Source organism: Halorubrum rutilum (assembly GCF_024494565.1).
In genome coordinates, this window is the sequence record NZ_JANHDN010000006.1 from 132,426 (window position 1) to 151,310 (window position 18,885).

16 protein-coding genes are annotated in these 18,885 nt (G+C 54.4%); 13 read left to right on the forward strand and 3 right to left on the reverse strand.

Going from position 1 to position 18,885, the window contains the following annotated elements:
• Positions 1-42 precede the first annotated feature (42 nt).
• Together NO900_RS13590 and NO900_RS13595 are read left to right on the forward strand one after the other, a co-directional pair.
• On the forward strand, positions 43-855 hold the full coding sequence (locus NO900_RS13590) for a uracil-DNA glycosylase family protein (RefSeq protein ID WP_256409758.1): 813 nt from the start codon (positions 43-45) through the stop codon (positions 853-855).
• 1,254 nt (positions 856-2,109) lie between these two features.
• Positions 2,110-3,912, forward strand: a complete 1,803-nt coding sequence (locus NO900_RS13595; protein ID WP_256409759.1) for a sensor histidine kinase — start codon at positions 2,110-2,112, stop codon at positions 3,910-3,912.
• Positions 3,913-4,039: 127 nt separating this feature from the next.
• Here NO900_RS13595 and NO900_RS17700 read toward each other — a convergent pair whose 3' ends face one another.
• Complete coding sequence (locus NO900_RS17700) at positions 4,040-4,207, reverse strand: DUF7987 family protein (protein ID WP_465261794.1); 168 nt, start codon at positions 4,205-4,207, stop codon at positions 4,040-4,042.
• Between the two features lie 360 nt (positions 4,208-4,567).
• Positions 4,568-4,774 (reverse strand): hypothetical protein, encoded by a 207-nt coding sequence (locus NO900_RS13600; RefSeq protein WP_256409760.1) that lies wholly within the window; start codon positions 4,772-4,774, stop codon positions 4,568-4,570.
• Between the two features lie 169 nt (positions 4,775-4,943).
• On the opposite strand from NO900_RS13600, the gene NO900_RS17705 reads away from it, so the two are divergent.
• The 5 genes from NO900_RS17705 to NO900_RS13620 all read left to right on the forward strand — a co-directional run bounded on the left by NO900_RS17705 (position 4,944) and on the right by NO900_RS13620 (position 13,480).
• A complete protein-coding gene (locus NO900_RS17705; protein ID WP_465261795.1) occupies positions 4,944-5,273 on the forward strand; it encodes a DUF8153 family protein in 330 nt (109 codons plus the stop codon).
• Positions 5,274-6,206: 933 nt separating this feature from the next.
• Complete coding sequence (locus tag NO900_RS13605; protein ID WP_256409761.1) at positions 6,207-8,792, forward strand: PD-(D/E)XK nuclease family protein; 2,586 nt, start codon at positions 6,207-6,209, stop codon at positions 8,790-8,792.
• The gene (locus tag NO900_RS13610) at positions 8,789-11,638 is read left to right on the forward strand and encodes a UvrD-helicase domain-containing protein (protein ID WP_256409762.1); all 2,850 of its coding nucleotides are present in this window, start codon (positions 8,789-8,791) and stop codon (positions 11,636-11,638) included. The genes NO900_RS13605 and NO900_RS13610 overlap by 4 nt, the downstream gene beginning before the upstream one ends.
• 115 nt (positions 11,639-11,753) lie before the next feature.
• Complete coding sequence (locus NO900_RS13615) at positions 11,754-13,184, forward strand: lamin tail domain-containing protein (protein WP_256409763.1); 1,431 nt, start codon at positions 11,754-11,756, stop codon at positions 13,182-13,184.
• Positions 13,181-13,480, forward strand: coding sequence for a DUF3006 family protein (locus NO900_RS13620; RefSeq protein WP_256409764.1), 300 nt, complete (start codon positions 13,181-13,183; stop codon positions 13,478-13,480). The genes NO900_RS13615 and NO900_RS13620 overlap by 4 nt, the downstream gene beginning before the upstream one ends.
• 1 nt (position 13,481) lies before the next feature.
• Here NO900_RS13620 and NO900_RS13625 read toward each other — a convergent pair whose 3' ends face one another.
• Positions 13,482-14,366: a hypothetical protein gene (locus tag NO900_RS13625; protein ID WP_256409765.1), complete on the reverse strand. Its 885-nt coding sequence runs from the start codon at positions 14,364-14,366 to the stop codon at positions 13,482-13,484.
• 264 nt (positions 14,367-14,630) lie between these two features.
• On the opposite strand from NO900_RS13625, the gene NO900_RS13630 reads away from it, so the two are divergent.
• The 6 genes from NO900_RS13630 (at position 14,631) to NO900_RS13655 (ending at position 18,794) form a co-directional block, all read left to right on the forward strand.
• On the forward strand, positions 14,631-14,783 hold the full coding sequence (locus tag NO900_RS13630; protein ID WP_256409766.1) for a DUF7837 family putative zinc-binding protein: 153 nt from the start codon (positions 14,631-14,633) through the stop codon (positions 14,781-14,783).
• 214 nt (positions 14,784-14,997) lie between these two features.
• Positions 14,998-16,242 (forward strand): RNA-guided endonuclease InsQ/TnpB family protein, encoded by a 1,245-nt coding sequence (locus NO900_RS13635; RefSeq protein ID WP_256409767.1) that lies wholly within the window; start codon positions 14,998-15,000, stop codon positions 16,240-16,242.
• A 113-nt stretch (positions 16,243-16,355) separates the two neighbouring features.
• Complete coding sequence (locus NO900_RS13640) at positions 16,356-16,700, forward strand: TRAM domain-containing protein (protein ID WP_256409840.1); 345 nt, start codon at positions 16,356-16,358, stop codon at positions 16,698-16,700.
• Positions 16,701-16,771: 71 nt separating this feature from the next.
• Complete coding sequence (locus NO900_RS13645; protein ID WP_256409768.1) at positions 16,772-17,053, forward strand: helix-turn-helix transcriptional regulator; 282 nt, start codon at positions 16,772-16,774, stop codon at positions 17,051-17,053.
• A 524-nt stretch (positions 17,054-17,577) separates the two neighbouring features.
• A complete protein-coding gene (locus tag NO900_RS13650) occupies positions 17,578-18,396 on the forward strand; it encodes a ParA family protein (protein ID WP_256409769.1) in 819 nt (272 codons plus the stop codon).
• Positions 18,393-18,794, forward strand: a complete 402-nt coding sequence (locus NO900_RS13655; protein WP_256409770.1) for a DUF8160 family protein — start codon at positions 18,393-18,395, stop codon at positions 18,792-18,794. Before NO900_RS13650 ends, NO900_RS13655 begins: the two co-directional genes overlap by 4 nt.
• Positions 18,795-18,885: the final 91 nt, after the last annotated feature.

The following is an 18,885-nucleotide window of genomic DNA, read 5'->3' on the forward strand; positions in this document are numbered from 1 at the left end:
ACCCGAAGTATCAATTAGTCCGCTAGAGACCATTCGATACAAATGGACGAAACGACCGCTCGTAAACTCCTCTCGGAGATCGACGAGCCAACGGAGCCGACGCTCCGAGAGCTACAGCAGACGGCCACCCGTAGCGTCGAGACGGTCTTCTCGGACGCTGGTTTTCCTACCCGAGAGGAGGTCAGCCGGCGGCTCTCATACACGTTCTACTACGACTGGGAGACTGACGATCCGGACATCGTCCTCCTCGTTCAGGATCCCGGGAACCTCCACGAACGTCACCTGTCAGAATTGCGTCCGCAGAACCCACTCGCCGGCGAATGTTCGGCTCGCGATCAGATCGGCGTCTACCGCGAGTTTGTCAAGAGCTGGCTGACCGGGCGGAACGCCGACTTCTCGGAGCGTTTTTTCGAGACGCTCGCCCGCCACGATCTCATTTCGCTCCCGAACGGCTGGCACCAGTACGTCGACTCCGGACAGTTCTATCGAGACTTCTACCTCGGCGACGTCGTGAAGTACCGCGTCGACGGTTTCGGAGTTGCCGCCGAGCGCGCCTCGTATCAACACCTCCTCAAGCAAGAACTCCGAGCGTTGGATCCGGATCTTGTGATCACCTTTGGGGGAAACGCGTGGCCGGCACTCCGACGCTCGACTGCACCCGAACCCGTCGTGGATACCGACGCCGACCCGGAGAGCATTATGTCCATCCATGGGACACTCCACCGAATCTCCGATCCGGTCGACACCCACGTACTCCCACTGGCTCACATGAGTGGACAGGTCTGGTGGCGGTTCCCACCCGACGAGTACATCTCGCGACTCAGCGAGGCGCTTGAACTTCTCGAACGCCAGTAGCGAAAACGACGGAGCGTGACACGCATCGTCTCGATATGAGATAGCAACTCTACAGATTGTGGGCAGTCACGAGTTTGGGCGGATTACATGTCGAGATAGGGGCCGCAAACCCGAAACGTGGTACTACGCCCGATCGTCCGACAATCAACACGGCTATCGCTCCCAAATCGGCGGCTATCGTACCCATTCGTCAGCTGTGGAGAGGCTCTTGTTTCATTTAGTGAAATGGGTGTCGGCTTAGTAATATTGTGACAGATTGGCGTGCAGGATGGAGTGTGCGTCTCTTACACGGGACACCACCCGTTTTCGAGTGAGCAGATTGCTCAGTACAGCACACACGTAACGCAAATGTCTGTGGCGGTGTAGCCGTTTAGTATGGAGCAGTACAGAACCCTCACGTACCCTGATTGGGGTCTAATAGGTGTCATTACCGTCGTCGCAGTGCTGTGGCAGCTTTCCATCGGTAATTCGTTCACGTCAAGAGCCACCAGCGCAGTGCTGGCTGGCGGACTCAGTCTCGCAATCAGTATGCGCTTGGCTCGGTGGTATCGCAAGCGATGACCACGCAACCACACTGAGCAGCTAATTCATCGGGATCGGTGCGAAATCGACGATGGGCGACGTGCTGACCACACCCTCTGTATCGGCCACGCTCTTATTGACAGCTATCGGGTAGTTTGTTGATTCCGTGCTGAATAGAGAGCGCAAGTGTGGTACGAACCGAGCCTGCTCTCCGGGAGGGAACGATCGGTCAGTATAGTACATCAAGATATTAGTCAAATCGGATACGACAAGTCTGCTGGAATGAATTATCAGGATACCCTAAAATATATCATATCTCTATTTGTTCTAGTTATCGGTGTAATAATCCTTACTAACCCGGTATTAGGCTACTCACAGTTACTTCCGGGGAATATATTTGAATTGATATTTGGAGGGCTTCTCTTAGCTAGCGGCCTGTTGCTATACCAAGTTGGGACTAGCACGGAGTGAAACTGTGCACGTCTATTGATTGGCTAATTCACCCGACTGACGTGAAAGCAACGACGACCAACTGCTGACTTCAACCTCTGTATCCAGCACGCGGTTATTGTCAGTTTCTGAGGACTTCAATAGAGCCGGGGTGTTGTGTTCTATTAAACTACTGAGATAATTCATAACACTCTGAGAATTTTAGCAGGGTCAAACAGAACTGTCTCGTGTCGTTTCAATACCGCAAACTATCTACTGTACCGCTCTCAGTGTAGAGTGCCGATGTGGATTGGGCTTATACACCTCACGCTCGGTATTACTCTGTTTCTCCTGACTGGAGAAACAGCCAGACGGTCTGATGGAGTGGGGTCACGAAGCTTTCTTGCCACGACAGCGGGACTGGGACTGTGGGCCGTCACGGGTGGTATCTATTACCTCATCGTAGAATTTTATGGAATGCGGTCGCCCGACGGCATCATCAGATTCGCTGTACTGGAGTCGGTGTCACCGGTGGTCGAAGTTGGTTTCTATGTATCGATGATCCTCGACTCAGCGTTGCAGACGCTGGTTCCGTGGGCATACGCTCTGTTTGTTTTGGTGTATACGACCCGAACGGACCGTAGCGAGCAGCGGTTACTCTTCGTACTTGCGTTGTTTGCTCTATTGTACGCCGCCGGAACCGCATACGTTACACTGATATCGCTGGCACCTTCAGTCCTGCCGGCCGGCCTTCGCGCGGCAGTGTCAGACGCGTTCGTCACTTTCTTGCAGTTTGCTGTGACTGTCTCGCTATTCGTAACGGGGGCGCTGGTATTGCTCGCTCTCGGGCAATTGTGGCGGACTCTGTATCAGTACGAGTTCGTCTCAAAACGATTGACATTGTCCGTTGCAGTTATCGTTCCGCCGGTATGGCTCGCCGAGGGCTTCCTTGTAGGAGTAACTGAGACCCCAGTGTTGAGGGCGGCTGTCCCCGTTCCATTCCTCGGGCTCTCAGTTGTTGGCGTATGGCTTGCCGTCACTCAACTCGGGTTGTTCGATGAGTTGCCAGCGGCCTCAGCGGTCGCTCGTCGGGACATCGTTGCGGGGATGGCCGACGCTGCAATCGCTGTTACGGACGAACAGCGTGTCGTCGATTGGAATGGTGCTGCAGTGTCGCTGTTCGATCAGAAGTACGAGACGGTCGTTGGGGACTCACTCACGACGGCAATGCCGGACACGTTCGATATCGAAGCGTTACTCACGGGCGAGCAAAGGACGTGTCAGCTACCACAGAGCGATCGGCTCTTGGAGGCATCAGCGGGTCAAATCACCGACGGGGATGGCCGCGTATTGGGCCACACGCTGACGTTTCGCGATATCACGGCCCGTCGACGAAACGCCCGTCGCGCAGAAGTGCTTAATCGCGTTCTCCGGCACAACCTTCGGAACAAGGTCGACGTGACGACGGCGCATCTACAACAACTGAACGACGAGGATTGTTCTGAGAACCCCAGTGAGACGGTGGCAGCGGTTCGCGAACACTTGTCGGATTTGCGCAACCTCGGGACGACTGCCCGTGAAATCGAGTCGGTGCTACAGGCAGACCAATGTGGTAAAGAACACCCTGTTGAGGAACTCACTCATCGGGCTATCGAGGCTGTCCCGCAAGCACACTGTGTAACCGAGCAGCAGACGTGTGATCCTGAACCAGCGTCTATCCCCGTTGTCACGGACATTCCATCAGTGATGACGAGCGCGAATCAAGAGATACTCATTCCGGTTATCCGTGAACTGGTGTCAAACGCGGTTGAACATGGTGGGAGCACTCCGGACCCATGTGTGACGGTGCGAGCGGTTGAAACCGCCCAAACCAACCAACCCGAGGAGTGGCGGATCGAGGTCACCGATACCGGACCGGGAATCAACGAGCACGAAATGAGGGTGTTTGAGCAGGCCAAAGAGACAAAACTGCACCACGGTAGCGGCTTGGGACTTTGGCTGGTCTGGTGGGGTGTTGATCGACTCGGTGGTGAAGTATGGTTCGACGTAGACGGCGGAACAACGGTCACTCTCGCGCTTCCGGTGTCGCTGTTTGAGTGTGATTGACCGTCCGCGATTCGTAATAGATGTGTACCGGCTTATCTAACATATTGAATGCTAAAGGTTGTAATCATATACTTAGGTAGTGTATATAACAGTTCGCGCTGTAGCTTGAGAAGTTTCGATTTCTTGATTAGCTGTCGAGGTACTTGTTGATGAGCAGAGGTGCGACAACACCCACTAACATCAGAAGAGCGTGCCTCATTTTGTCAGAAATTTTAGTAAAACGGCCCGCGGCTGCGTAGAGAATCAGTCCCGCAAACAAAGAGACCACTCGTATTTTGTTTTCTCGTTGAACCATACTCAACTTTGGAGCAGACTACACAAAAATCTGAATGATTTCTTCAATAAAGCAATGAGTGCCCTACTCATACGTCCACCGTACGGGAGACCCCACAGCAGTAGCTTGAGACTGAATATATTAAGATGCTGTACAGACCCTCTAAGTCTTGCACTAGCCGACCCCCCAGCTCCTGAGTACGCTCTTCTGTAGGAGATTGTTGATTCAGTTCTTTTGAAACTGGTGGGGATGAGTAATGACCGGCGGACCGTTCAGATAGCTAATTCTCATCTCGGTCGCTTGATGCCAAAATCGCAAGACAACACTTCATCAACAATGTGCTATACATGAGTGTATGTTGAATATAATGTGAAGTTTCAATTATTGGAACCACGAGATTACTGAGCCAGCCAAGAGGAACAGACCGACAGTGATCAACGCTCCACCTGCCCACAGCGACTCGTCGATCATGAGCACGCCGGCTGCTGTCGCCACGGCCCCGATCACAAATGCAAGGATCTTCCATACGCTATTTGGAATGAATTCGACGACAGCATCAAGAAGCAACCCAAGAATTTCATCTATCATGGTTCGGTAGTGTATAGTGGGTGAGTGTATTTCTGACTAAGAAGTTGGGCACTATCTCAGAATGAGCAAACAGAGCCTGCGGTTAGCTGCTACCAGAATATATTCACTCCGCGCTCACGGAAATGCTAGTGTCGATGCTATCTTATTCTCACCGGCTGTAGATTGCGATATGCGTCCCGCCCTCCGATATGCGGTTTCGATAGGTGTTGGACTGGCTGTATCGATTCCGGTCGGGGAGTTGGCTTCGGGAGACTGGCTTATCACGATCTCGCTGATACCGCTCTATGCAACTACAACATCGATGGGTATCGCGCATCGCGAGCGGTGGATGCAATCCAATGATGATTCTCCGTCAAGATTGGGGGCCGCTGTTGGCGGGGTTGGCGCACTCACCGGGGGCGCACTTATCCGGACGTCGATACCAGCCGCTACCGCTGGATTCGGGTTGCTATTGCTCGGTATGGCGGCAGCCATCGCAATGGTTGATAAACGTGGATGATTCTCATTAGTGGCAATCACACTCATCGGGAGTCACGGGACATACCAAGGTGAACTGATACGGGATCATTGATTCCCCTTCGACCGAGTACCGAAGCAATTATATAACGGAGCGATTTCCGGGGACGCTCTTAGATTGTGACCCTACGGCTAACGCTCTCTATCGAAGCTTGACGCCCGGATCAACAGCGGAGAAATAGAAGTTGAGGAGCTACTGTCACGAATCAAAGACCGGATCGAGAAGACAAATTTCGAGACAACTGACCTCTCTTTCCGCTGATTTCGCTAATGTCGCTACCGCCATCACTAGTTTAGACTCGCATGTTGCTATATCACCAATAATGGAAAAGTTAAGTAAATACGGGGCTATGATCTGAGCGCGAAGGTGTAAGCAACGGCCGGGAACCCGGATTACTTCACAGTCGGCACATTTGAAACAGACAGACCACACTGTGCTTGACCACCACACCGACCAAATGAACGAGCCGCTCTTCTGTATGAGATTGTTGATCCAGTTCTTTCAAAAGTGGTGAGAGTGAGAAATGATCGGCAGACCGTTCAGACAGCTGATTCTCATCTCGGTCGCTTAATGCCAAAATCGCAAGACGGCACTACATCAACAATTTGCGATACATGAGCGCCTGAGTATATACTACTGCTTTAGTACCCCTCTATGTGGGACAGCCGATCTTAAAGAGCGTCGAAAAGGTAGCCCTTTTCGAATAATTCGCAAACCTCCGCTATTTATATACAACCTCGACTGGACCAAAACTCGGTCGAATGAGCCCAATCAACGGCTCTCAAAGGGGCCAGATTGTTAGTGATCACTATCAGTTCGGGGAGTGATCTTGATATGAAAACCGAGGGAATCGCAGACACGGAGAGTGAATAACATCTAACAAAGATTTAACCGATATCCCCGATTCAACGTGATGTGCCATTTCCCCGCGCAAAATCGCCACGTCAACTCTACGACGAAGTCAATTCATACGACCGAGTGATTACCCCTGACGGACCGCTCGCGAGCGCCCTCAACCGCCAGCTTGATCGGTCACACCTCGGTCCGTTTGCGATCCCCCCACGTCGCCTTGCAGTCGGTCGCCGGCAAGAATCTGAGGACCGACTCGCGTTTCTCGGCATGATCGCCAATGAAGATATTTCGTGGAAACGGTGCGCCTACGCAGTTGGGAATATCCTCCAGTGTTGGGAACACCAAGGATCCCACGAGGCTATCTTCGAGTACGACGCCTACGTCGACGAGGCTACCCAACGAGCTGTTGAGCGAATCGGTGACCTTGAGACGGCCTCGATGAAGCTCACAACCGACACTATCGATTCAGATCTCGATGTGGTTGTCGTCGAGCCGGAGATGCTCACGCAACTCGAACGAGCGTATCTGCCTACTGAGTACGATACGGTCAGTCTCTTTGCCGACACAGAGTTTGAGCTGCCCCCGTTTCGCATCCATGAGTCACCAACAGCGATCATCGAAACAGTGGTGAATGCGGTCACCGAGACAAACGCCGAAAACGTCGGGATCGTCCTCGATCAGGAAAGTGAGTACTCGCCGCTCATTGAGTCCGCACTCGAGGCAGCCGACATCCCATTTTTCGGCGGACCGGGCTTTACTGATCGCAGCGAACACCGCTTGTTCCTTCATCTCCTCCGGACTGCCCACCGAGGAACTGACACTCGGATCAGCGAAATTCGGTCGCTACTGACAGCCTTTGACTGTGATGTGGCCGACCGTGAGGCAGACAAGCGGCTCCACGAACTCGATGATGATGACCTTTCGTGGCTGATCGACTTCTGTCACGAGATCCAGGAGTACACGTTTTCGGACGCGCTCTCGGTATTCGAACACCGCACCGACGACACGCTTGAGGCCTTTCGAACGGAGCTAGATGAGCTTGGTATCGCCGACGAGCCCGTCACGGAGGCACGCCTCGACGAGCTGTCGTTCTATCTACAGACGTATGAGGTCCCTGTCGACCGGGATAACGAAGGCGTTCTGCTCGCCGACGCGAAGTCGGCATCATACGTTGGCCGTGAGGTCGTCTTCTATCTCGGTCTCGATGATCGATGGACACACTCGGCACCACGTCGTCCGTGGGTTGATCAGGATGCTCAGTTCACGCGGAATCTCAAGAGCTTCCAGTTGCTGTTACAGAGCGGGAGCCAGCAACACTATCTCGTTCAGGATGCGACCGGCGGATCGCCGGTTACCCCGTGTCTGTACTTCGAAGAACTCCTCGAGCAAGAGTACGATCGTTTCTCAGAGCTGCCGTCTACCACCCATCAACTCCGATCTGAACCACATGACGGGGCTGTATTCAACACAGAGTCAGTTGACGTGTCTCCTGACCCAGTCGAGACGATCAGTAAGTCGAGTCTCAACACCTACGTGAACTCCCCCCGAGACTACTACTTCAGCCGGATCGTCGACGGTCCAGCAAAAGAGTATCTCACTGAAGGCAACCTGTTCCATGACTTTGCGGAGTTCTACGTCACCCATCCTGCGGTCGTCGACGACGCGGCGTTGACAGACGTCGTTGACCTCATGCTTGATGAAGTCCGTCCGCTGATCCGCTCCGTTGATGAACAGACTCGCCGCACTGAGTACCGTGTTAGCCTCGAAACAATCGTCTCGTACCTCGACGACAACCCTCCGACAGACGGAGCGTTCCTTACACCCTCCAGCAGTACTGAGAACGCTATTGCCGACTACTTCGGGTACGATATCGAGTCGCCGGTAACTGAACGCCGGTTTGTTGATGAGGATCTTGGTGTCAACGGAATGATCGATCTTGTCCAGTCGCAAACCGAGCTGCTGGATTACAAAAGTGGGAGTAAGAACGACGCCAATTCGATCGTCCAAGACGCCGCGATCGACAACCCATCCGACGAGCCTGACTTTCAGGCGTTGCTGTATCTCACCTACTGGCGTTCACAAACCCCGGATAAGCAGCTCTCATTCACGTTCTTTTACGTCACTGAACTCGTTGACGACGCCATCGCCGGTGACGTCGATCTCGACGACGCGCTGACGACGGTGACCTACTATCCATACTCTCTCACAGAACACGTCCGAACAGAGGAGTTCTTCGAGTACCTTCGTGAGGAGGGGGCTAACGACTGCCAGAAGACCCTCTCGAAGATCGACTATCAGACATACGCTGCTCTCTTCGATGCCGCACCACTCGCTGAGACAGCTGACAGCGACGAACTCATTGAGTCAGAGTTTGGCCGGACGATGATTGAACGACTAAGATCAGAGATTGGTGAATTCGTCTACGTAACGACGGGGAGCAAACAGGTTATGCGGGAAATCGCCCGGCAACAGAAGGGTGCGTTCTTTGAGCCGGATCTGGATGCGTTTGAGTCGTTCGTTGAGGAGCGATTGACAGAGCTCAACCGACGTCGCACGGGTGACGAGCCGTTTCCCATCGAGGGACTTGCCGGCGAGCCGAATTACCGGCGGGTCGACAATCGGGATCTGCTCTTAGAGGGAGACCAATGAGCGATGTCGAACCGAATCCGGAACAGCGCGAACTCATTAACGCGATCGAGGGCCTGTACCTCGTCGATGCGGGCGCTGGCACTGGGAAGACCTTCACCGTCACCCGCCGATACGCGAATATCGTCGCACAGGATGGGGTTGATCCGTCCGATGTCCTGTTGGTCACGTTCACCAATAACGCCGCCGAGGAGATGCGCGACCGGATTGTGCGGAACAGCGAGTACGGAATGCGGGAGCTCTCAAACGCCCCCATTCAGACGTTCCACTCGTTAGCACACGATATCCTTGATGAACACGGCCATGATGCGCCGACATATCTCGGCGTGGAGGAGACGATCACCGGCTCGACGCGGATCATCGAAGACGACATCATCGAACAGGCGCTGTTTCGAGAGTTCATCGGCCAGTTCATCGACTCGCACCCCGAGTACACCGAGTTCTTCACAGCGATCTCAGAAACGACAGAACTGCTCGATCTCATCAAAGAGCTGTCTGCGAAGGGTGTCTTTCCCACCGCAACCGGCTGGTACCGCGACGGTGAGTCACACCTCGACGGTGATTTTGCGGCGTTCGAGACGCTGTTCGCCGAGATAAACGAACCCCGAAATGGTGGTAGCAGGCAGTCGAAGCTCCGCCAGAAGCTTAACGACTACGGGAAGGAGAAAACCTACCTCCCGGACGCCCCTGAACAATGGGAGCTTCGAGGAGACGGCAAGCAGATCCCAGCGGCTGTCGCAGAACGCGTCTTCGAGGAGGATCGAACGGCACTCAAGCAGTTCGTTCATGACGTGTATCACGCCTACCTCGAGTTTGCGCTGCGACGGAATTACCTGAACTTCGGGTTCCTGCAGCTGTTTGCGTTCGTGCTTCTGTGTGAAGACCACGACCTCCGAGAGCGGCTCGGATACGAGTACGTGATGGTCGATGAGTTTCAGGACTCGAGTGAGATCCAGTTCAAGCTGATGCTTCTTCTCGCCGGCACCGACAATATCTGTGTGGTTGGTGATTGGAAGCAGAGTATCTACAGCTTCCAATACGCCGACGTCGACAACATCCGTGAGTTCGATGATCGGCTCCACCGGTTCGTCGATGAACTCAACCGAGACGCAGAGCGAGTCACCTTCTCGCCGACGAAGGCTGCCGGCAAACGGTTGACGCGAAACTATCGGTCGACACAGTCTATCTTGGAGTTCTCAACACATGCGCTGACAGCGCGTGCGACGAAAAGCGAATCACTGGATACTGAAGCTATCTCTGAGACAGTCACGCCGTTGGAGGCTGATACGGACCGTGATGATAGTCGTATCGAGGCGCTCACGAGCGAGGACGAACACGAGGCGATCCTCGCGAAAATCGACGCCATCGTCGACAATGACGACTACGCCGTTGAGGGTGATGACGGCGAGTACCGCGCGCCGAACTACGGCGATGTCGCCGTCTTGACCCGGACTCGCGACTTCGGCCGGGACCTACTCGACACGGCGAACGCGTACGACCTCCCGATGGCGTATGAAGGTGGGATTGAGGTGTTCCGAACGGACGCCGCAAAGCTCCTGTTAGCGTGGCTTCGGATCCTCGAACGCAACGCCGATCGGGGCTGGGCGCTCGTCTTAGCGGAAGCCGGGTATACGATCGACGAGGTGAACGCGATCCTCGACGGTGACGCGTACCCTGACGCGATGGTTACCTTCCGCGAAGAGCTCCGAGAGATGGAGACATTCGGCGGTGTCGCCCGTCGCGTGTTCGATCGATACGATCGGAGCGGCCCAACTGCGGACGTCGTTCTCGACACGGTCCAGTCCGTCTATGGGACGACAACGTTCACCCGTGGAGAACTGATTCAGTTCATCGAAGCGGCGATCGACGATGGCAGTACCCACGAGGTTGACGCTGGTGCGGGGACGAATGCGGTGACTGTTCAGACGATCCACGCGACAAAGGGCCTCGAATACCCGATCGTCATCCTTGCGAATATGAACAGAAACAAGTTCCCGTCGACCGGCGGCAGTGGGAGCGATATTGCGTATACCGATCCGGTCGGACTCCGACAGCGGAAGGTGTACTCTGAAGAGGCTCACGATGTGCCACACGTCTACGACAATTGGCAGACAGACGTTCTCAACAAGTGTCTCCCGCCGAACTACGATGAGGAACGCCGCCTCCTCTACGTGGCTATTACGCGCGCTGAGAGCCACGTCATTTTGACCGGCGGTGAGGATCCGAACGTGTTCCTCGATGAACTTCCCGTTGACATCGAATCTGTGGATCCAGTTCTGTCGGCCTTCGGCCCGATAGAGGACGAACATTCACCGTTTACGGTTGATATTCCGGAGCCAGATGGGCCGGCACGCTACTCTCCGCATACATTCATTGACGACGCGGTATTCGAAGGGGACACCGGTGGTCGAGGGATGGAGTTTGGGTCTGATGTCCACGAGTTCGCAGAGCGGTATGTGCTCGACGAGGCTGTCGACACCGACGGCAACCCTGATAAAGAGAATGTGCGGGACCTCCTAGAGTCACTTGACGGCGAGAAGCAAGCCGAAATCGACGCGTTCCTTCCGTTGATTGTGGACGACACGGAGGTGACGATCGGTGGGATCATCGACTTGCTCCATATCACGCCTGATCAGGTCGATATCATCGACTACAAAACTGATCTCACCACCCACGCCGAAGACGAATACAAGAAACAGCTCAGCATATACTACCACGTCGTTGCCGACCAATATCCGGATCGGTCGGTCTCTGCTTCAATCTTCTACACCCATGATGGTAACCGGCGCAGGATCACCCAGCTCAGCAAATCAGAACTCAAAGATCTGGTCCGAACACACCGAACGTAACTCCGGCTCCTCTTTATCGATGCCAACTTACGCCTGACGTTCAGCAGCTCACTACCAGCTAGGCCACTCCGTCGGAGTCGCGTAGCTTTACACTCTACCGACGTCGACTGTGTCCATGGACTCGCCAGAAAAGCTCACTACTCTTCTCGTCATCGCCGGGATGGTTCTCCTCGCCGGTTGTGCCGGCGGAATCTCTGGTGACCCGGCTCCTGTTGATCCGGAACCAGCCAACGGGGCCTCTCCTGTCACAACCAACGGGAGTGTTGAGGTCCACTACATCAACGTCGGTCAATCGGTCAGCACGCTCATCACGAGCCCAAATGGTGAGACAATGCTCGTTGATACGGGCCACTACAACGACGACGGCGAGTACGTCCTAGCGTATCTCCAACGCCATGATATCTCGCGAATCGATCATCTCGTCACATCGCATAGTGACGCAGATCACATCGGTGGCAACGCCGCGATCATCGAGTACTACGAAACAGAAGCCGACGGGATTGGCGCGGTGTACGACCCCGGGATCGCGTCAAGCACACAAACCTACGCTGAGTATCTCGACGCGATCGAAGCACACGACGTGACGCTGTACGAAACGCGTGAGGGTGACACGATCGACTTTGGCGATGTCGATGTCAATGTCCTCGGCCCACCGGATCCGTACCTCGAAAACGAAGATCGCAACGAGAACAGCATCGTCCTCAAGCTCACCTACGGCGAAACGAGCTTCCTGTTTTCAGGCGATGCCGAAGACGATCAGGAAGCATACCTCGTCGACGAATACGGACCAGAGCTGGACTCGACAATTCTGAAAGCCGGCCACCACGGCTCTGCGAGCTCGTCAAGTGGAGCGTTTCTTGATGCGGTCGATCCGCAAGCAGTCGTTATCTCGAGCGCGTATGATTCCCAGTACGGACATCCCCACGAGGAGGTCCTCCAACGACTCGCTGAGCGATCACTCCCAGCGTATTGGACCGCAACACACGGCAACATCATCTTGACCAGTAACGGACAGAACGTTACTGTCCAAACCCAACGAGACGCCCCGACTGATCCGAGTACGATCCGTGAGGGCGATCCGATCGACGTTGGAGCGCCTGACGCTGTTAGTGACCGGGCCCGCATTGAGAGCGATGGGACAACCAGTATCTACACTGGTAGCAACGACACTCCCGATGACACGGACAGCGAGACGGATGAGACGACAGCTGAAGCCGCCCTGACAGTCGCTGAAATCCACGCGGACGCGGCTGGTGATGACCGAGACAACCTCAATGACGAATACGTCGTCTTTGAGAACACCGGTAACGAGACGCTCGATCTCTCTGGCTGGACAATCGAAGACGAAGCAGGTCAGAGGTACACTATTCCTGAGGGATTTGAGCTTGCTGCCGGTGAATCAGTGACACTTCATACAGGCAGTGGTACGAGTACAACTACTGAATTGTACTGGGGTTCTGGGTCGCCGATTTGGAACAACGACGGGGATACCGTGATCGTCAGTACTCCTAACGGGGAGCGTGTCCTAGAGGAGACATATTCATGACTGATCTAGTTGATCTGGACAACGGCGAATACACAGCTGTGGTGGACTCACTCGAAGATGGATTCGCTACCGTGTTTTTCGAACGAGACGGCGAGGAGGTAGAGAATGCTGTCCTAGAAGCTGATCGACTCCCTGAGGACGGGCACCACGCCGATGCGATCCTCACAGTCACCGTTGTCGACGGCGACTTGGAGACAGTACAGTACGAACCCGAACAGACCACGAAGCGAAAAGACGCAGCCCAGAATCGGTTTGATCAGCTCTCGAAACGGCCACCGCCGGAAGACGATTCGTAGATCACTCAGTTGATGTCCCCAAGCGGTTACCCGGTTTCTTAGCCGATCGGTGGCCGATGTACTCCGCGATGAGCCCGAGTACAGTAACGATCATGCCGGTCGCAAACCCTGTACCATGAGCGATTACGCTGACAAATCGCCCCGTTTCATCCAGTTGGACTTGGAATAGCTGCGAAAGGAGTACGACCACTACTACACAGGCAACTACGATAGGCAGGAGTCCATCACGCTGTGACCAAGCCCATGCCCGCCACGTCGGAATTTTAGCCCTGTTTCTGACAATCCCGATTCCGATCGCGAAGGCTGCAATCGTACAAAGGATGACAGCTACAGATGGAGACAGCACAGCAGACGTTATTGCGAGCGCGGAGAGCGCTCCGAGGACAATTGTTCCCGTCGTCACGACGCCGGCGGCATAGCCATACCTCTCGGTCACTGTACGTGCGAGTGAGACGTACAGCAATCCACCGAACGCACTCACGACCCCGGAAAACCCGCGTGCCGTCGACGCGTCTGCAACAAGATTCCACTGCAGTTTCAACAGCCAGTAATCTGCGAGTTTTGTCACTAGCGGCGCGAGCACGAGACACCCGACTACAGCGAACCAGAACGGACGTCGACGCTCCCACGTTGTAGTGAGTGCGTACGCCGATGCCATCACGATCACGTACCACGTTACGCTAGACGCTAGATGTGAAACGCTATCGTGGAGGATCGCCGCAGTCCAGGCCGAGACAACAGTAGGCTCGCCGTATGTGAACAGGAACTGCGATCGGAGAGGGTTGGGGAGGAAGAGATGAACGGCAACGAGAACACCAGCAACCCCTGAGAGTGTGGCAATCTCCACTGTTTGGGTTGGTGTTAGAGATCCCTGTCGTCGAGACATTCACGCTGGGTTGTCCAAGAGCGAATAAAAAGGGACAGATCGGTCCACTCGCGAGGAGTTCGAATCTTTGAAAGTTGGGTGGCGATCGAGCACAATCTTAACCAACAGAGTAGAGAAAGAGCGCATGTTGGTTAATCAGACTAGTAGCCTACATCCACTGGAAACCTAGTGTGTTTGGCCCGCAAAGCCGCCAAAGGCTTAGGTTCAAGACCAGCAGATATCCATTTGGAAGGAACACTGTCACACGCTCCTTCCACCCCTTCCATGAACGCTGACGAATCGCCCCTCGGTCGGTGTCCGAAATGTGGTGAGGACATATCCGAAGCGTGGATTCTCGTTGAGTACGAGAAGGACGACGGCACAAAGGGCGTGTGGACCGAGTGTCCGGCGTGTGAGGACGTTGTAGCCCCGGAGTAGAGAGACAGCAGAATAATGTGTGGTTCGTCGCGTATGCGGTGTACGGTCTACAAATGGAGATTTCAGCATAATTCAAGGTGGAGCCTCCGACCTCAGGGAGCGAGTGTAGCGAGCGAGTAGGTCGGAGAGGAAACCGACAACCGACGACACAACCGCACGACAGTAGCTACCCGACTCCCAATCATATTAGTACCGTCAAGTATTAGTCTGAAATATGGAGGTGCGTCGAACCGCGCCGGTCAAACTCATCGTTCCTGATGAGCGGTACGGCGACCTCCACGAATCCGCGCGACAGTTCCTTCACTGCGCAAATCGTGCTGCCGAGTTCTGTTGGGACGACCGTTCCTACACGAACTGCGTCACGGTGAACTCAACTGCGCGAGACGCACTCTACGTGGAGCTGCGGGAAGAAACTGAACTCACAGCGAACCTCGTTCAAGAAGCCATCCGACGCGCCGTCCAAGCGACGAAAGGGTGCGTCGAACGGTGGAAACAGGGCAAGCGTGTGAGCCAGCCGGAGTTCACGTCGTGGAGTATGCTCTATGACAAGCGGAGTGCGACGTTCTATCGGAACAAAGTTTCACTCTCAACCGTCAATGGGCGGGTTGAGTGCGAGTTTGAACTTCCAGCGGACAGCCCAACGCCCTACGAACAGTACGTTCTCTCGGACAAGTATGAATTCCGGGCGAGCACACTCCAATACGACAAGGCGACTGACGAGTTCTACTTCCACATAACAACCCGGAAGGACGATGATGACGAGTCCGAGGTTTCGGAAGATACCGGGCACCAAACAGTCCTCGGTATCGACCTCGGGGTTAACAGTCTCGCCGTCTCCTCAACGGGACGCTTCTGGCAAGGTGACGACTACGACCACTGGTGCCGCGAGTTTGAGAAGCGGCGTGGTGAGCTACAACAGCGCGGCACGCAGGCCGCTCACAACGCGTTGCTTCGCCTCGGAAAGCGCGAAGAAGCATGGCGAAAACAGTACATCCACACGGTTGCCAACGAGATCGTCGAGGAAGCCGTCGAACACGACTGTGACGTAATCGTGTTCGAGGAGTTAACGGGCATCCGTGAGCGACTTCCACAGGCGAAGTGGCACCACGTCTGGGCGTTCCGACGCCTCGCCGAGTATGTCGATTACAAAGCGCCAGAACAAGACGTCTCCGTGGAGCAGGTCGAGCCGAACCACACGTCCCAACGTTGTTCTCGGACGGACTGTGGGTTCACACATGAAGACAACCGCCACGGAGAACACTTTGAGTGCCAGAAATGCGGTTACGAGGTCAACGCGGACTACAATGCAGCGAAGAATATCGGGGTTCGATACGCCCGGAAACAGAGACACAGCCTCCGTTCCTCGCCCACGTCGGGGAGCGGAGACGCACCAGTAGACGTGCGTGTGAATGGTGGGACGTTGAACGGCAAGAGTCACCAGCCCATTGCTGGCGACTGATTGCTGGGAGTCCACATCAAAGCCCTACTCTCAACGAGCGAACCCCGTATGGGGCGAGCGAAGTAGGGTGGGGTAGTTTACGGAAAGTCGAAGAGCGCAACGGGTCGTATGTCATTGAGGTACCGGAGCAAGAGCTCCACCTGGGCGACCTAGAGGCGGACGAAACGTACCGTGTCGCTGTGTTGCCGTCACCCACCACCAGCGAGCCCACCACTACTGACACCGATCCACAGCCCCAGCAAACGTCACAGACGCCCCCTGTCGAGGAAGGAGAACAACGCACTGTCGAAATCGAAGATATTGGTGACCAGGGCGACGGCATCACCCGTGTTGAGCGCGGATTCGTCGTTATTGTTCCCGATACCAAACAGAGTGAGCGTGTCACTATCGAGATCACTGATGTCCGCGAGAATGTCGCCTTCGCGGAAGTTGTTGATCGCATTAGCTACTACGAGTAGTCTGGAGCGTTCATTAGAATTATACTTCGAAGATCAGTAGTATTTCAAAACTCGAATACGTAAGAGAGGGTATGTATGATCTCACAGGCTTTCAGCGCGACTTGCTGTACGTAATCTCCGGGCTTGATGATCCACATGGACTCGCAATCAAAGACGAGCTCGAGGATTATTACGAAAAAGAGATCCATCATGGGCGGCTCTATCCGAATCTCGACACGCTTGTTGAGAAGGGACTTGTCGAAAAAAGTCAGCGCGATCGACGAACTAACGAGTACACCACCACTCGTCGAGGCACCAGAGAAATCGAGGCGCGAGCCGAATGGGAGGCTAAGTACATTGACCACGACGGGTGAACCGTCGCGATTGAGAATGCCCTAGCGTCGCCGCTTCATACTCTTGATGGCAAGGATAGTCTGTGCTGCCGTGTCGTCGGGCAACTCATACATCAGGAAGTTACCAATAATCCGATGAAAGTTAAAAGTCGTACTCGACTGCCCATGAAGCACGATCTCTCTTCATCCCGGAGGTAGTCCTGATCCCTGGTGAAAACGCCCGAAACGACAATAACGAATTCAACGAGCGAAACGAACAGAATGAGAAAAACGAATGTAATGGGCGCATTCTGGAGAACGAATTGGTGTGGAGAAACTGGCTGCCCCATCTTCGATGAACAGAACGACAAACGAAACGAACAAAACGATCGAAACGAATGAAACGAATAAAATGAATGGGTTGATGAAAACGAGTGAATATGCTTCAACGAGTGTAACGAACACTTAGTTTTAATATCGTGGTAATCCTCCCGCCGAGTGAAACACCCTCACCGAACACACTGAATAAAACGAACGAAACGAACACAACGAGAGAAACGAAGATAATGGCCGATACCAATACCGCACGAATCACGGTGGCGAATCAGAAGGGAGGCGCTGGGAAGACAACCGACGTTATTCACACAGGCGGCGCACTCGCCGCCCGAGGCCACGATGTCCTCCTGGTCGATATCGACTACCACGGGGGACTCACCTGCTCGCTTGGCTACAACGATCTGTACTACGATACCGACCGTACAACGCTGTTCGACGTTCTTGATTTCGACCAGATGGAATCGGTAAACGATCTCATCGTCGAGCACGAGGAGTTTGATATCCTCCCCGCAAGCGAGAAGCTCGCAAACAACAAGAACATCCAGACGCTGCTTGAGGCGCCAAAGAGTCGAGAACGACTGGAGATGACGCTCGACGAGCTCGATAAGAACTACGACTATATCCTCGTTGACACGCCGCCATCCCTGAACGTACTCACCGACAACGCCCTGGTCGCGACCGGCAACGTCGTCATTCCCGTCATTCCCGAGAAGCTCAACGCCAACAGCCTCCAAATTTTCGCGAAGCAGCTGAGCTCGCTCGAACAGGCGTACGGCGATATCAATCGGCTCGCGATTGTCTGTAATCGTGTCGAGCAGAATAGCGAGCACCGAGACACTATTGAGGAGATCAAGGTGGCATATTCGCTTCCACTCTTCGAAATTCCGAAGCGTACCGACCTCTCACAGTCTATCGGCGACGGCGTCTCTGTCTTCGGCTTCGGCAAGGAGAACCAACGCGTCGAGGATGCGCGTAACCTGTTCAACGAAATCGCCGACCTGTTCGATGAGACATTCGAAAAGACCGCGCCTGAGGGGGTGAAAGCATGACCGACGGCTGGGGTGATGCATCCGGCATCGAAGGTAACTACGAAGAAGAGGACGATGAGGTTGATTCGGCCGAAACGAGTGAGGCGGATGAGGAGGTAGAACCCAGCTCCGCACCTGAAACGACTGAATCAACCTCAACGAGTGAAACGAACAAAACGAGTAAAACGAACATCAAAGACGAGTGGAACGGGCGGACGATCTACATCCCCGACGATGTCCTCAACGAGATGGAGGATACTTACCTCGAGTCTCAGCTGAAGCTTCGCAAGGCGGGCCAAACTGAGTTTAAGAAGAATCGTCACTTCTACCCGTTACTCGTCCAGTTCGGTGCTGAGGCGCTCTCTGAGGCAGATGCTGAGGAAATCCAGGCCCGGCTTTCGGAACTCGGTGAGCGGTGACCTCGCATAGAGTAGCCCTGACAGAAGTTGAGACTGATAGTCCCAATGCATGTGGCATTCTGGCGTAGTTCATAAATAGTATGAAGACGTA

Excerpts from the sequence above, each read along its gene's own strand:
- NO900_RS13590 (WP_256409758.1), top strand. The coding sequence starts at position 43 with ATGGACGAAACGACCGCTCGTAAACTCCTCTCGGAGATCGACGAGCCA.
- NO900_RS13595 (WP_256409759.1), top strand. The coding sequence starts at position 2,110 with ATGTGGATTGGGCTTATACACCTCACGCTCGGTATTACTCTGTTTCTC.
- NO900_RS17700 (WP_465261794.1), bottom strand. The coding sequence starts at position 4,207 with ATGGTTCAACGAGAAAACAAAATACGAGTGGTCTCTTTGTTTGCGGGA.
- NO900_RS13600 (WP_256409760.1), bottom strand. The coding sequence starts at position 4,774 with ATGATAGATGAAATTCTTGGGTTGCTTCTTGATGCTGTCGTCGAATTC.
- NO900_RS17705 (WP_465261795.1), top strand. The coding sequence starts at position 4,944 with ATGCGTCCCGCCCTCCGATATGCGGTTTCGATAGGTGTTGGACTGGCT.
- NO900_RS13610 (WP_256409762.1), top strand. The coding sequence starts at position 8,789 with ATGAGCGATGTCGAACCGAATCCGGAACAGCGCGAACTCATTAACGCG.
- NO900_RS13615 (WP_256409763.1), top strand. The coding sequence starts at position 11,754 with ATGGACTCGCCAGAAAAGCTCACTACTCTTCTCGTCATCGCCGGGATG.
- NO900_RS13620 (WP_256409764.1), top strand. The coding sequence starts at position 13,181 with ATGACTGATCTAGTTGATCTGGACAACGGCGAATACACAGCTGTGGTG.
- NO900_RS13625 (WP_256409765.1), bottom strand. The coding sequence starts at position 14,366 with ATGTCTCGACGACAGGGATCTCTAACACCAACCCAAACAGTGGAGATT.
- NO900_RS13630 (WP_256409766.1), top strand. The coding sequence starts at position 14,631 with ATGAACGCTGACGAATCGCCCCTCGGTCGGTGTCCGAAATGTGGTGAG.
- NO900_RS13635 (WP_256409767.1), top strand. The coding sequence starts at position 14,998 with ATGGAGGTGCGTCGAACCGCGCCGGTCAAACTCATCGTTCCTGATGAG.
- NO900_RS13645 (WP_256409768.1), top strand. The coding sequence starts at position 16,772 with ATGTATGATCTCACAGGCTTTCAGCGCGACTTGCTGTACGTAATCTCC.
- NO900_RS13650 (WP_256409769.1), top strand. The coding sequence starts at position 17,578 with ATGGCCGATACCAATACCGCACGAATCACGGTGGCGAATCAGAAGGGA.
- NO900_RS13655 (WP_256409770.1), top strand. The coding sequence starts at position 18,393 with ATGACCGACGGCTGGGGTGATGCATCCGGCATCGAAGGTAACTACGAA.